The organism is Olleya sp. YS, assembly GCF_029760915.1.
Taxonomy (GTDB): Bacteria; Bacteroidota; Bacteroidia; order Flavobacteriales; family Flavobacteriaceae; genus Olleya.
Genome location: NZ_CP121685.1, coordinates 325569 through 340331, shown reverse-complemented (window position 1 = coordinate 340331; position 14763 = coordinate 325569). Strand labels below are relative to the sequence as shown.

Annotated in this window: 13 protein-coding genes; 11 read left to right on the top strand and 2 right to left on the bottom strand. The window is 33.0% G+C overall.

Going from position 1 to position 14763, the window contains the following annotated elements:
* Window positions 1-17: 17 nt before the first annotated feature.
* The 3 genes from Ollyesu_RS01645 to Ollyesu_RS01635 all read left to right on the top strand — a co-directional run bounded on the left by Ollyesu_RS01645 (window position 18) and on the right by Ollyesu_RS01635 (window position 2957).
* Window positions 18-908 (top strand): hypothetical protein, encoded by an 891-nt coding sequence (locus Ollyesu_RS01645; RefSeq protein ID WP_279302070.1) that lies wholly within the window; start codon window positions 18-20, stop codon window positions 906-908.
* Between the two features lie 16 nt (window positions 909-924).
* Window positions 925-1752 (top strand): sterol desaturase family protein, encoded by an 828-nt coding sequence (locus Ollyesu_RS01640; RefSeq protein ID WP_279302069.1) that lies wholly within the window; start codon window positions 925-927, stop codon window positions 1750-1752.
* A 353-nt stretch (window positions 1753-2105) separates the two neighbouring features.
* Window positions 2106-2957: a hypothetical protein gene (locus Ollyesu_RS01635; RefSeq protein ID WP_279302068.1), complete on the top strand. Its 852-nt coding sequence runs from the start codon at window positions 2106-2108 to the stop codon at window positions 2955-2957.
* A gap of 2 nt (window positions 2958-2959) precedes the next feature.
* Here Ollyesu_RS01635 and Ollyesu_RS01630 read toward each other — a convergent pair whose 3' ends face one another.
* Window positions 2960-4222 (bottom strand): DUF1343 domain-containing protein, encoded by a 1263-nt coding sequence (locus tag Ollyesu_RS01630; RefSeq protein WP_279302067.1) that lies wholly within the window; start codon window positions 4220-4222, stop codon window positions 2960-2962.
* Between the two features lie 8 nt (window positions 4223-4230).
* On the opposite strand from Ollyesu_RS01630, the gene Ollyesu_RS01625 reads away from it, so the two are divergent.
* Window positions 4231-5466 (top strand): FtsX-like permease family protein, encoded by a 1236-nt coding sequence (locus tag Ollyesu_RS01625; protein ID WP_279302066.1) that lies wholly within the window; start codon window positions 4231-4233, stop codon window positions 5464-5466.
* A 528-nt stretch (window positions 5467-5994) separates the two neighbouring features.
* Window positions 5995-6975 carry a pyridoxal-phosphate dependent enzyme gene (locus tag Ollyesu_RS01620; protein WP_279302065.1) on the top strand — a complete coding sequence of 327 codons (981 nt, stop codon included), beginning with the start codon at window positions 5995-5997 and terminating at the stop codon, window positions 6973-6975.
* 550 nt (window positions 6976-7525) lie between these two features.
* Here Ollyesu_RS01620 and Ollyesu_RS01615 read toward each other — a convergent pair.
* Window positions 7526-8275 carry a hypothetical protein gene (locus Ollyesu_RS01615; RefSeq protein ID WP_279302064.1) on the bottom strand — a complete coding sequence of 250 codons (750 nt, stop codon included), beginning with the start codon at window positions 8273-8275 and terminating at the stop codon, window positions 7526-7528.
* Window positions 8276-8435: 160 nt separating this feature from the next.
* On the opposite strand from Ollyesu_RS01615, the gene Ollyesu_RS01610 reads away from it, so the two are divergent.
* From Ollyesu_RS01610 to Ollyesu_RS01585, 6 genes are all read left to right on the top strand, one after another.
* Window positions 8436-9710 carry a DUF2851 family protein gene (locus tag Ollyesu_RS01610; RefSeq protein ID WP_279302063.1) on the top strand — a complete coding sequence of 425 codons (1275 nt, stop codon included), beginning with the start codon at window positions 8436-8438 and terminating at the stop codon, window positions 9708-9710.
* Window positions 9711-9722: 12 nt separating this feature from the next.
* A complete protein-coding gene (locus Ollyesu_RS01605) occupies window positions 9723-9950 on the top strand; it encodes a PspC domain-containing protein (protein ID WP_279302062.1) in 228 nt (75 codons plus the stop codon).
* Between the two features lie 4 nt (window positions 9951-9954).
* Window positions 9955-10980 carry a potassium channel protein gene (locus tag Ollyesu_RS01600; protein WP_279302061.1) on the top strand — a complete coding sequence of 342 codons (1026 nt, stop codon included), beginning with the start codon at window positions 9955-9957 and terminating at the stop codon, window positions 10978-10980.
* Between the two features lie 103 nt (window positions 10981-11083).
* Complete coding sequence (locus Ollyesu_RS01595; RefSeq protein WP_279302060.1) at window positions 11084-12661, top strand: alanine/glycine:cation symporter family protein; 1578 nt, start codon at window positions 11084-11086, stop codon at window positions 12659-12661.
* 21 nt (window positions 12662-12682) lie between these two features.
* Complete coding sequence (locus Ollyesu_RS01590) at window positions 12683-13570, top strand: helix-hairpin-helix domain-containing protein (protein ID WP_279302059.1); 888 nt, start codon at window positions 12683-12685, stop codon at window positions 13568-13570.
* Between the two features lie 20 nt (window positions 13571-13590).
* Entirely contained in the window at window positions 13591-14760 is a 1170-nt protein-coding gene (locus tag Ollyesu_RS01585; RefSeq protein WP_279302058.1) for an acyl-CoA dehydrogenase family protein, read from the top strand.
* The last annotated feature ends 3 nt before the right edge of the window (window positions 14761-14763 follow it).

The following is a 14763-nucleotide window of genomic DNA, read 5'->3' as shown; positions in this document are numbered from 1 at the left end:
CTTTTTATCTTAACAGTATGAAAAAAATATTACTCTTAACCTTATTATGTGTTGTTACTATTAATACCTCATTTTCTCAGGAATGGCTGACCTCTTTTGAATTGGCCAAACGCTTAGCACTATCAAAAAATAAAATGATTTTAGCAGTTTGGGAAGATGCCACATACGATTCTTATCCTGTAGCAATAAGAGATAGCAATGGAAAATTTAAAGTGGTAGAGTTGTTTAATAATGATAGTATTAAAGAATTAGTTTGGGACTATTTTGTGCCAGTTATTATTCAAGAGTCTAGTTATGATAAACTGGCTAAAGAGGTTGTTGGAAAGCGAAGTTTAAATTATGAAGAGAGATTTAATGATGATAATCTTAAAGTTATGGATCCTAATGGCTTTATTTTAAATGCCTCACCACAGGATTATTTTATGGATCAAAATTTATCGTTTATCATTAAAAACTATGCTTTAAATACTTCTTCTTTAAATCCGGAATTAGGTATTTATTTTGAAGATAAAAATTTCTCTACTGCTTTCAGATTAGGTGTTAAGTATCAAGAAGCAGCTATTTATGCAAACCAAAATATTAAGAAGGATATAATAAATTTGTCAGACATTTATTTAGAGGAAGCTAGAGTATTTTTTGAGAATACAGATTTAGACAATAAAGATGCATTAACGCAAAAGCTGGATTTGCTAATTGTTAAAAAAGAGCTGCTACTAGGAAAACCTAAAAAAGCTCGAAGACTTCTTAAAAAATATAAAGACTTAAAAATACATGATATAAACGCTTCTCTATTTGCCTTCTTAAACTATACAACATTTACATATTTAAAAAAGATTGATGAAGCTTTATTATGGAGAGATCAAGTACAACAAATCGACCTTAAAAAAGTCCAGTTTATTGTCAATTAACTTATAATAATTATAAATGGAAACCCTAATAAATTATTTTGAAACTATACCATCACCTCATAGAGCCATTATACTCATTGGAGGTATCACTTTATTTTGGTTATTAGAAGGTATTTTACCTTTAGTAAATTTTAAATACAAAAAATGGACACATGCTTGGCCTAACTTGTTTTTTACAGCAACAACGGTTATTATTAATTTTGCCTTAGCTGGTTTATTGTTATTTACCTCAGATTGGGTAGAAGCAAATAATTTTGGAATTATCAATTGGCTTCCAGATATGTCCTTAGGGTTAAAAGTCATTTTAGGCGTATTACTTTTAGACTTTTTTGGTGCCTATTTAGCACATTATGTAGAACATAAAGTAAAACCACTATGGATGATTCATCTGGTGCATCATAGTGATCATAAAGTAGATACCACTACAGCAAATAGACATCATCCCTTAGAGAGTATGATTCGGTTTGCATTTACTTTATTGGGAGTTTTTATAGTCGGGACTCCAATAGCAATCGTGTTTTTATATCAATCCTTATCCTTGGTAGCTACTCAGTTTTCTCATGCTAATATCAGATTGCCAAAAGCAGTAGATAAGGCGTTAAGTTTTATTATAGTATCTCCAGATATGCACAAAGTGCATCATCATTATAAACTGCCTTATACAGATAGTAATTACGGAAATATTTTTTCTATTTGGGACCGATTATTTGGAACGTTTATGACCTTAGATCGAGACAAAATTGTGTATGGCGTAGATACTTTTCCAAACGAGACGGAAAACAGTAGTTTAAAGCACTTATTAAAGCAGCCGTTTCATAAATACCGTAAGCCAACCATAGAATAAGAATTATTGATTTTTCAATATTTTTTGTAAATAAACAAGAATATTTTATAGCATTGGTATGTTTTTTGAATATCTATTACTAAAATCATATATCGTGCTTTAATTCATTGATAATCAGATAAATTAACTATTCATCGACTTTTTTGTGTCGTTTAGCTAATAATAGCTATTTTATTGAGTGATTAATATGGAATCTCCCAATTTCATTATAATTTTGGTTTCCCCTTGAACTGATTTTTAGCGTAATGATATAATTTGTAATTATGACTAGGCAAAAAATAACATACCTACTTTCCTTAACTCTGTTGTTAAGTACGCTTTCTTTTTCTCAGACAAGAAGCAGAACAACTATAGTGGAAAATGTTAACGCTACTAAAGCAGGTCTTGTACACGTATTAAACAGAACAGGAGATACTATTATTCTTAAAAGTAGTAAAGAAATTTTTAGATTTAGTTTTTTATACCACACTCAAAAAGAGTCGGTTTTAATGGATTTAGGTAGTAAAGAAGCAAAAATACCATTACATCATTTTGAGGTTGGTCGTTATACTGTTGTAGCTTACAGAGAAGACGCTGTATACCCAATTTCTTTAAATAGAATAGAAGTTATTTTAAAACCAGAAAATGCTATTGCAGATTTGGAAGAAGATATTTTAAGAGCTAGTTTATCTGAAGACGAACAACGTAAAAGAAACATCAAGCCGAGAGTTAAAAAAGAAAGAGATACGCGTTTAGCCAATGTTAATTCTAGACCAGACCGTTCTAAAATTGAAGCAGAAGAACGCGAAAAGAGAGAAAGAATTAAAAGAGAGTCTGAAGAGCGAGCTAAAAAAGAACGTGCCTTAGCAGAAGCTAACAAAGAGCGATTAGCTAGAGAAAAAGCTGATAGAGAGAAAGCTCAAATTGAAGCCAATAGAAGAGCCATAAAAGAACGCGCATTAGCAGAAGCTAGACAAAAAGAAGAACGAGAAAGAGCGTTAGCTGAAGCTGAAAAAAGAAAAGCAGAAGAAGCAGCTATTGCAGAAAGAGAAAAGAAAAATACTGTTAAAGACATTGATAAAAAAGAAGTAAAATATAATATCTCTGATATTGACAATGGTGGTTTAGACAAACAATCAAGAGAAGAATATAGAAAGGAAAACTTAAGACCTAACGGTAAAAAGTATGATGAAGCACTTGAAGAAGAGAAGAAAAATAAACAATAGATTTAGTACAATAAATACGGTTGTCTTTTATCCATAAACTTACTTAAGCCACTTGCCCAAGTGGCTTTTATTTTGTCTGCACTCCAACCCGCTTCAATCTGTTCTTGCAATGTTTTAGTACCTGCTAGTTTTGTAAAAAAGCCATTCTTTAAGAAAAAATCAGCCTTATTTTTAGTCGTGTTATAAGCATTCAATAAGTAACTTAAATCTAGAGTTTTTAAAGGCGACACGTCGCTTAAATTGTACCCATTACAAATTTTATTTTCATGCTTAGGATATTTGGCTCCTTCATTAGGTTGTGGTATAAAAATAAAATCAGTTTTTGGTAAATATGGCGATCCGTATACCTGAAACTGCAAGTCTGTACCACGTCCAACACTAATAGTAGTTCCTTCAAAAAAACACAAACTAGGGTACAGATTTATGGATTGCGCATTGGGTAAGTTTGGGGACGGTTTAATAGGTAAATCATAGGCCATATTGCGGTTGTAGTTTTTTATTGTTATAACCGTTAAGTTGCATTGCACCTTATTTTTTAACCAATTCTCACCATTTATCATTTGTGCGTATTCACCAATAGTTAGTCCGTGTACTACAGGTATTGGATGCATCCCAACAAAACTAGAATGTTCAGGTTCTAGTATTGGACCATCCACATAATGTCCATTAGGATTTGGTCTATCCAGTACAATTAGCGTTTTATTTTGTTCAGCACAAGCTTCCATAACATAGTGTAAAGAGGAGATATACGTGTAAAAACGTGCACCAACATCTTGGATGTCAAAAATTACGACATCAATATCTTTAAGCTGATTTGCTGTAGGTTTTTTATTGTTTCCGTATAGAGAAATAATTGGTAATCCTGTTTTAACATCAAGACCATCTTTAACTATTTCGCCAGCATCTGCAGTTCCTCTAAACCCATGCTCAGGAGCAAAAACGGTTTTAACATCAACTTTTAAAGACACTAATGAATCTACTAAATGGCTATAACTATTCACTGTTAACTTTTCACTATTCACTTTAAAAATTACACTCGTCTGATTAGCCACAATTCCAACACGTTTCCCTTTTAATAAAGGTAAATAGCCTTCCGTTTGGTTAGCGCCAACAACAATCGGATCAAGCTTAATACTAATGCTGTCTTGCTTAGTTTGTGTGAGTAACTCGCTTGAATCACTAATATTATTTTTCGTTTTAGAAGCACAAGAAATTAATACTAAAACAAATAATAAAACTGTATTTTTGAAAACATTAAATCTCATAGTCTAAATTGAATTTCGAGTTTTTTATAGCTAAACGCATAATTGACAGTAAAGCGTATAAAAGTAGCATATCGGCACCAATAATAAAAATTGGTATCGTAGCAATTGCATTAGGTATAATTGTAATGATGATTGCTATTGCAACCGGAATTGGCTTACAACAAAAAATTAGAGAAAAAGTAATTGCTTTTAATGGTCACACCATTATTGAGAATTACGACAATAACAACTCGCAAGAAAGCATTAGACCAATATCTACAGATCAGGATTTTTACCCAGAGTTTACAAGCGTTCCAGAAGTTACACACATACAAGGCACTGCAACTAAATCCGGAATAATAAGACTAGAAAACGACTTTGAATATGTGGTTATAAAGGGTGTAGGAGCAGATTACGACTGGCAATATTTTAAAGATTTTCTAGTCGAAGGACGTTTGCCAGACTACACTCAAAAACTAAATCAAGACGTTTTACTCTCACAATATTTAGCCAATAGATTACAGCTTAAGCTTAACGATAGAATCAATACCTATTTTTTAAGAGAAGACACCACCAAGCCACCAAGAGTCGTCACGTTTAATATTGTTGGTATTTACGATTCTGGTTTGCAGGAGTTTGACCAATTATACGTTATTGGTGATATTAAACACATCAAACGTTTAAATAATTGGGATGACAATCAAGTAGGACGATTCGAAGTGTTTATAGACAATTACAACAATCTAGAAACTACAGGAAAATCCATATATCAAGAAGTCCCTTCCAATCTAAATGCTAAAACAGTAGATAAAGAATATCCATTTATTTTCGAGTGGATTAAAATATTCGATAATAACATTTATGCCATTATTGGAATCATGATTCTAGTAGCAGGCATTAATATGATTACCGCATTGTTGGTACTCATTTTGGAGCGAACCCAAATGATAGGCATTTTAAAAGCACTAGGAAGCGCCAATTTAAGCATCCGCAAAATATTTTTATACAACGCAGCCTATTTGATTTTAAAAGGACTATTCTGGGGAAACCTCATAGGTATCAGTATCTTATTACTGCAAAAATACTTTGGATTAATCCCATTAGATCCAAAAACGTATCACGTGTCTGCAGTACCAGTGTATATCAATATTGGCTACATTATTGCACTTAATATTGGTACATTTATTTTATGCCTACTCATGCTGTTAGTACCATCGTACATCATTTCAAAAATATCACCAATCAAAGCCATTAGATTTGATTAATTTTTTTTGGGCGTTACCACAAGGGTCGCGTCATCCACTATATCTTTTTTGCACATAAGCGCGCACAAAAAAGGATGTCGTTACTACCGCTAACGCAACCTCATCAAAACATCAAACACTAAAACAAACCTCAAATTTTTCTTCCCACTTGAAATTCCAATATAGTCGGAAAACGTCAAAAATCAGAAATAATGAACGAAGGAATGGAACTGCAAAGCGCAGCTTTAAGCATGTAATTCCGATAGTGAGTGGTGCTTTAGCAATTTCCTATTTTTGACTTGATGTTTTAGTTCGTTTATTCGCCAATATTCATTTTTATGGATCTTATGATTGCTGCGCAGTTTGTATCAAGACAAAATGAACAGAGAGAAAATAAAATCAGAAACAAAGTGAGAAGCAAAGGAACTGCAAATCGTAGCTTTAAACATGTAATTCCTAAAGTGATTAATGCTTTGAAATAAAATAAAACAACTTTTAATTTTCAAGGTTTAACTTTTAACTTATTTTTGCAGAAGCAAAAAATATAACATGCAATACGCAAACAACATATTAGAAACTATCGGTAACACACCCTTAGTAAAACTAAACAAACTAACCGCAGAATTACCCTGTCTAGTCCTTTCAAAATACGAAACCTTTAACCCAGGAAACTCGGTAAAAGACCGTATGGCTTTACAAATGATAGAAGATGCAGAAGCAGATGGACGCTTAAAACCAGGAGGAACCATTATAGAAGGAACCTCTGGTAACACAGGTATGGGATTAGCATTGGCAGCTATAGTAAAAGGCTACAAATGTATTTTTGTAATGGCTGACAAGCAGAGTAAAGAAAAGGTCGATATCCTAAAAGCAGTAGGAGCAGAAGTAGTGGTTTGCCCAACAGCTGTAGAACCTGACGATCCAAGATCATACTACTCGGTTTCTAAACGACTGAGTACCGAAATAGAAAACAGTTGGTACGTAAACCAATACGACAATCCAAGTAACTGTAAAGCACATTTTAAAAGTACTGGACCAGAAATTTGGGAACAAACAGACGGTAAAATAACACACTTTGTAGTTGGTGTAGGCACAGGAGGAACCATTTCTGGTGTAGGAAGCTATCTAAAAATGAAAAATCCAAACATTAAAGTTTGGGGAGTTGATACCTACGGTTCTGTATTTAAAAAATACCACGAAACAGGCATTTTTGACGAAAACGAAATCTATCCTTACGTTACCGAAGGGATTGGTGAGGACATCCTACCAAAAAACGTCAACTTTGATATTATTGATGGGTTTACTAAAGTAACCGATAAAGACGCTTGCGTGTACACACAACGCCTTGCTAAAGAAGAAGGTATGTTTTTGGGTAATAGTGCAGGTGCAGCCATAAAAGGTGTGTTACAACTTAAAGAACACTTTACAAAAGACGATGTGGTTGTGGTATTATTCCACGACCATGGAAGCAGATACGTTGGTAAAATGTTTAACGACGACTGGATGCGCGAAAAAGGATACATCGACTAAACCCTCAACCAGTCATTGCGAGACACGAAGCAATCTCTTCAAGCCTAACAATTACTATTAGCAACATAAAACAAAAAAACTCACCATGGTAATGGTGAGTTTTTTTGTGGGTTTTGTATAACGGATTTAGGTGTGGTTAGTCGTATGTTTATGCAATTAATTAAATATGTTGTATTACTTAATATTTTTAAGATATTACTATTAAATGTATTAATAGTCCAATTAAAAATAGACCAACTAACTTAAAATATCCACTTTTGATTTTTATTTTCTTTAAAAAAACTGTCAAGCCTATTGATATTCCTATCAAACTAAATGATATGAAGATAAAGAGTAACCAATTTGGGTACATAAATACAAATAAAACATCTGTATAATTATATAGATGTAATAATTCACCAAAGTGCCATAACCAATATGTTGAAACTAAGATTTGAATGATTCCATTCAAAGATGAGCTTTTAAATAATTTAATCATTCCTTTCTTTCATTCTTTAAAAAAACTCACCAAAGTGGTGAGTTCTTTTTATTTAAAAACGCTATTAATCAACTATTCTGCAGCTTCATCTTCTGTAGACGTATCCAATTCTAAAGCTTTTGCTTTTTTAGCTTTATTTTGACAACGGTCGCAAATATCTGTAATGTTTTTTAACTCTCTAGCGTTGGCTACGGTTCCTTCAAATATCTCGTTAGTACGCTTAGAGTTAATATAACCACAGTCGCTATACAAATGGTAGCTTTTACCAGACTTGGTCCAATACACATTGTTTCCGCCTGTTAAATCTTGCACCTGTTGGGTTTGCTCTGCATATTGCTCCTGCGAGACTGGATTAAATTCGGTACCTGTAAATCCTGCAATTAATAAGGCAGCTCCTGCAATAGCACCAAGAATTCCTTTTTGTTTTCCATCTAAATCTTTATTGGTTAAAATTAAGACTACTAACGGTAAAAACGCAATAACACTAATAATTAGTCCTAATTGATTTTGAATAAAAAATTTGGTTTTGTTTTTCTCGGACGCTGGATCTAGTCTGTTGGCTTTTTTCCAAAGGATGTTAGCAACTACCACCAGAATTAACATAGCCACTATAAACACAATCATCCAAGTCATGTTAATTGGTGGTTTGCGTAATAATAGTATTGCGTAAATTTCAATACCAATTGCAATTGCCCACAATACAATGGATATTACACGAAACATTTTTGCTTTAGAGGCACTCTCTGGACTTGGTGTAAATGTTGGTTGGTCATTAGATGGTGTTGTGGTTCCGTCGTCGTTTATTTTTGTAATTTTTGCCATTTTGTTTTGATAATTAGTTAGTTATACTGGCTAAATGTAGTAATTAGCACAATTAGTCAGGAATGGCTTACAAATAGTTGTTAACGTTTTTTTTAACATTTCCTGTGTTTAATAGACTATAGTTTGTGTTCAATTTAAATCAAAAGTGTATTTTTAATGCATGCAAGAAGATTTTCTACACTACCTCTGGAAACTTAAAAAATTGGACAGCACTAACCTTAAAACCACAACAGGAGAGTCTATCACTATTAACCACGTTGGAACACACAACCAACATGCTGGACCAGATTTTTTTAATGCACAACTCACTATAGACAATCAGTTATGGGCTGGAAATGTAGAAATCCACATTAAATCCAGCGATTGGTTTGTGCATAATCATGAGGTGGATGCTAATTATGATAATGTGATTTTGCATGTGGTTTGGGAACACGACACCAACATCTTTAGAAAAGACAACACACAAATCCCAACTTTAGAGATTAAACAGTATGTCCAAACTTCTGCTTTAAACAACTATCACAAACTATTTAATAGCAAACAATCGTGGATAAATTGCGAAAACACGATTGCTGAGGTTAGTCCATTCGTCATTAACAACTGGTTAGAGCGTCTCTATTTTGAGCGTTTAGAACGTAAAGCAAAAGATATTGAAGCTATTTTACAACAATCCAATAACAATTGGGAAGCAGTATTATTTAAGCTGCTAGCTAAAAATTTTGGTTTAAAAGTCAATAGTGAGGCGTTTTTAAGTTTAGCTAATAGTTTTGATTTTTCTATTGTTAGAAAGCAACAATCCAACTTGCAGAGTTTGGAAGCTTTATTTTTTGGTCAAGCCAATATGCTAGAAGCAGAGGTGCAAGACGCTTACTACATAGCGTTACAAAAAGAGTATTTGTTTTTAAAGCAGAAGTTTGGATTAGAGAATACTGGTGTGCTTCCGTTTCAGTTTTTTAGATTACGTCCACCTAATTTTCCGACCATTAGATTATCGCAATTAGCTAATTTGTATCATGTGCATCACAACTTGTTCTCAAAAGTTATAGCACTAGATCATGTAGAGGATTTGTACAAGTTGTTTTCTATTTCTACGTCTTCCTTCTGGGACACGCATTACACCTTTGAAAAAGCATCAAAAACCAGTAAAAAAACTATTACTAAAGCGTTTATAGATTTGTTGTTAATTAATACCATTATTCCGCTTAAATTCTGTTATGCTAAGCAACAAGGAAAATCTATAGACGAAGAAATTATTAGCGTAATGGAACATCTAAAACCAGAAAAAAACAGCATTGTCGATAAATTTAAAACCTTAAACGTAGAGGCTAAATCTACATTACAAAGTCAGGCGATTATTCAGTTAAAAAATAACTATTGCGATAACAATCTGTGTTTAAAATGTGCTGTAGGTAATACCATACTAACGCAAAATTAATTACCTTGCAGTATGCAATTTTTATACAAACCATTACACTATTTTCAAAAACGAGGTTATCACGTATGTCAGCGTATTGCAGATCGTATTGGTATCAGAGCCAAGGTAGTTCGTACTAGTTTTATGTACTTGACATTTGCAACGCTTGGATTTGGTTTTGCACTCTATTTGTTTTTAGCATTTTGGATAAGAATTAAAGATATAATATACACTAAACGATCATCTGTATTTGACTTGTAAATTTATGACCAATCCTTTAATAGCAGTTTATAGATCTAAAATATATACAGCAATAGCACTTTTATTAACTGTTTTAATAATTGGTGTGTTAGGTTTTAGATTTATGTCTAATTACACTTGGGTAGATGCGTTTTACATGACAGTAATAACCATTACTACGGTTGGTTTTGGAGAAGTACATCCTTTAGATGATGCGTCTAAAATTTTTACCATTTTTTTAATTTTAACCAGTGTTGTTATTGTAGGTTATGCGTTAGCCATTATAACCGAGTTTATTTTGAGTAAAAGTAATTTTGAAGATTTAAAACAAAAGAAAATGCAGAAAAAAATTGATGGACTGTCCAATCATATTATCATTTGTGGTTACGGTCGAAACGGAAAACAAGCTGCGACTAAGTTGTCAGCTCACAAACAACCTTTTGTTATTATCGAAAAAAACAAAGCGATCATTGAGAAATTTGAAGACGAAAACACGCCTTTTGTATATGGTAATGCCAATGAAGACGAAACCTTATTACAAGCTGGAATAGATCGTGCTAGTACTTTAATATCTGCGTTACCCAACGATGCCGATAATTTATTTGTAGTATTATCTGCAAGACAAATAAAAAGTAACTTAAGAATAATTAGTCGTGCCTCTCAAGAAACGTCTTACGAAAAATTAAAACTCGCAGGTGCAAATAATGTGATTTTACCAGACCGTATTGGTGGAGACCATATGGCATCCTTAGTTGTTGTTCCAGATTTGATTGAGTTTATAGATAATTTGGCTATTGTTGGAGAAAATAATATAAATATCGAAGAAGTTCAAGTAGAACGTTTATACGACCCAAATACCTCTGTAAAAACTATCAGAGATCTAGATTTGCGTAACAAAACTGGCTGCAATGTTATTGGTTTTAAAACCAGAGATGGAGATTATGTGGTTAATCCAGAAGCAGAACAACAATTAGTACCAAACTCAAAAGTCATAGTCCTTGGTAGACCAGAACAAATTAAAAAATTAAATACAGTTTTTAGTTTGGACTAGTTTAAATGTGTAAATAGCATTTAACAGCTTTTCTTTTAAAAATTCAGCATTTTTTTGCATCTTGCTATCCTAACTAAATATTTAACTAACAAATAAATTAATTATGAAGAAATATCTTCTTTCAATTTTAACACTAATAGTACCATTAATAACCTTTGCTCAAGACGATAAGGGTATTGATAAAATCATTGACGAAAAATTTGGAGATGCAACAGGATGGTTTGTTAATATTATATTTTATCAAATAGATTTTGGAGGAGGAGTAAAAGTGTTTTGGGTATTATTTCCGTTAATTTTAGGAGCAATATACTTCACTATTTACTTTAAGTTTATCAACTTTAGAGGGTTCTTTACTTCGGTCAATATTGTAAGAGGTAAATATGACGATATAGATCATCACGAATCCTTAGTTGGTGCAGGTGACTCAACGCCTGGAGGAGATAATATAGAAACAATAGCTATTGAAAATCATGAAGGGGAAGTATCTCACTTTCAAGCCTTAACAGCTGCTTTGTCAGCAACTGTAGGTTTAGGTAACATTGCAGGTGTAGCAATTGCTGTCTCTATTGGTGGAGCAGGAGCAACATTTTGGATGATTATTGCAGGTTTTTTAGGAATGGCATCCAAGTTTGTAGAATGTACTTTAGGTGTTAAATACAGAGATATTGCAGCAGATGGAACCGTTTATGGTGGTCCAATGTACTATTTAACTAAGGGTCTAAAATCTAAAGGATTAGGCGGATTAGGTAAAGTATTAGCAGTCTTATTTGCCATATTTGTGATTGGAGGTTCTTTTGGAGGAGGAAACATGTTTCAGGTAAATCAAGCCTTTCAATTAGTAGAAAACATTACAGGTGGAGATAGTTCTTTATTACATGGTTATGGATGGGCTTTTGGATTGGTAATGGCTATATTAGTAGGAATAGTAATTATTGGTGGAATTAAGTCTATCGCCAAAGTAACCGATAAAATTGTACCATTTATGGTATTAATTTATGTGCTAGCATCTTTATTTGTGATTTTTGCTAAATATGATATGATAGGTAGTGCATTTGCAGCTATATGGAATGGTGCTTTTAGCCCAGAAGGTATTGCAGGTGGAGTTGTTGGTGTATTAGTGCAAGGATTTAGACGTGCTGCGTTTTCAAATGAAGCAGGTATTGGATCGGCTTCTATTGCGCATTCAGCAGTTAAAACTAAGTATGCAGCAAGTGAAGGTATGGTTGCTTTATTAGAACCATTTATTGATACTGTTGTAGTTTGTACAATGACAGCATTAGTTTTAATTATTACTGGATCTTTATCAGGAACAGGTCCTGCTAATGATGCAGAAGCAATTTTAATGACTTCTGGTGCATTTGGTAGCGTAATAAGTTGGTTTCCTTATGTATTAACAATTGCAGTAGTTTTATTTGCATTTAGCTCAATGATATCTTGGTCTTATTACGGATTTCAAGGATGGTCTTTCTTATTTGGAAGAACTAAAAAAGCAGAATATACTTATAAAGTTATTTTCTGTGTATTTGTCATTATTGGTGCTGCTGCAAGCTTAGACTCGGTAATAGGTTTCTCAGATGCTATGGTATTTGCAATGATGGTTCCTAACATGATTGGATTAGTAATATTAGCTCCAAAAGTTAGAGCAGAACTAGGTAAATACATGGCTGCTATCAAAAAATAAGATTTAATTTATAATATTAATATGAATTTTAAATCCCACTTCAAGTTTTCTAAACAACAACGAAGTGGGATTTTTTTATTGTTAATAATCATACTTCTAATACAAGGGTTTTACCATTTAGTATTACCAAAACTAATGCAAACCAATCATGATTTTTCTTCAAATAGTCATGAGGTTTCTGCATTTATCAATCAAATAGATTCGCTTAAAGCAATTGAGATTGAAAATCGAAAACCAAAAATTTACCCTTTTAACCCAAACTTTATCACAGACTATAAAGGCTATAGCTTGGGCATGTCAAATGAAGAAATTGATAGATTATTAAACTTCAGAAAACAAGATAAATGGATTAATTCGGTGAGTCAGTTTCAGCAAGTCACTAAAGTCTCAGATTCGCTTTTGGCAAAAATATCACCTTATTTTAAGTTTCCAGATTGGGTAACTAATCCAAAGCCTAAACAGCAAACTTTTGATAAGCCCTTTTCAAATACACCAAAAACAGAAGCTCAAAAACTGGATTTAAATTCAGCAACAGCTGCACAATTGCAAAAAGTATATGGTATAGGTCCATCGTATGCAGAACGTATTATAAAATACAGGCGTAAAATTAATGGCTTTCATAGTTTTATAGAATTACAAGAAGTATATGGTTTAACACCAGAAGTTATTCAAAATATAAAAGATAATTTTAGTATTAAAACACCAAGAAGTATTACTAAAATTCCACTAAATTATGCTACAAAAGAGCAATTGGTAACCATCAAATTTATAGACTACGAGGTGGCTCATAATATTATTGAGGCTAGGACGCTTCGTGAAGGGTTTAAGTCTTTAGACGAATTAACAAAAGTTAAAGATTTTCCTGTAAAAAAATTAGAGATAATTAAGTTATCTTTACAGCTCGATTAATATCATCAAAAAACATAGCTATGGAAAGTATGTACTTCAAAGAAGAGCATCAATTATTTAGAGAAAGCTTACGCGATTTCTTACAAAAAGAAGTTATTCCTCACATTGAAAAATGGGAACAAACAGGAACAATTGAACGCTTTATTTGGAAGAAGTTCGGAGACATGGGCTTTTTTGGAATCAACTATCCAGAACAATATGGTGGACTAAACCTGGACCTTTTTTACATGGTCATTCTATTAGAAGAACTACAACGTATCAATTCAGGTGGTTTTGCAGCAGCAATGTGGGCACATGCATATTTAGCTATGACCCATTTAAATGCAGAAGGAAGCGAAGCCATAAAAGAAAAATACCTTACAGCAAGTATTGCAGGTGACATGATAGGTTGCTTATGTATTACAGAACCATTTGGTGGAAGTGATGTAGCAGGTATGCGTACCACAGCAGTTAAAAAAGGTGACAATTATGTAATAAACGGATCTAAAACGTTTATTACTAACGGTGTATATAGTGACTACTTAGTAATAGCAGCAAAGACTAAACCAGAGCTGGGTAATAAAGGAATAAGTATTTTTTTAATAGATAGAGATACTCCTGGTGTATCTGCGACTAAACTAGATAAATTGGGTTGGAGAGCATCAGATACTGGAGAAATTGCTTTTGATAATGTAACTATTCCAGCATCTAATTTAATGGGAGAAGAAAACAAAGGGTTCGGTTACATTATGCAGCATTTTGCATCAGAACGTTTAATTATGGGAGTTAATGCTCATGCTAGAGCACAATTTGCTTTAGAGTATACTTTAGACTATATGTCGCAACGTACAGCGTTTGGAAAAACTATAGACCGTTTCCAAGCATTAAGACATAAAATAGCAGACCATTATGCAGATATGGAAATTTGTAAATCTTTTAATTATGCAATCACTTATAGATTAGACAAAGGTGAATATGTGGTTAAAGAAGCAACCATGTCTAAATTAAAATCTACAAAAATGGCAGACGAAGTCATTTATGATTGCCTTCAGTTTTTAGGAGGTTATGGTTATATGGAAGAGTATCCATTGGCACGACTATTGCGAGATAGTAGACTAGGACCAATTGGTGGTGGTACCTCTGAGATACTTAGAGAAATAATCGCTAAAATGGTTATTGATGGTAAAGATTATAAACCAGCGACTAAGTAAAAA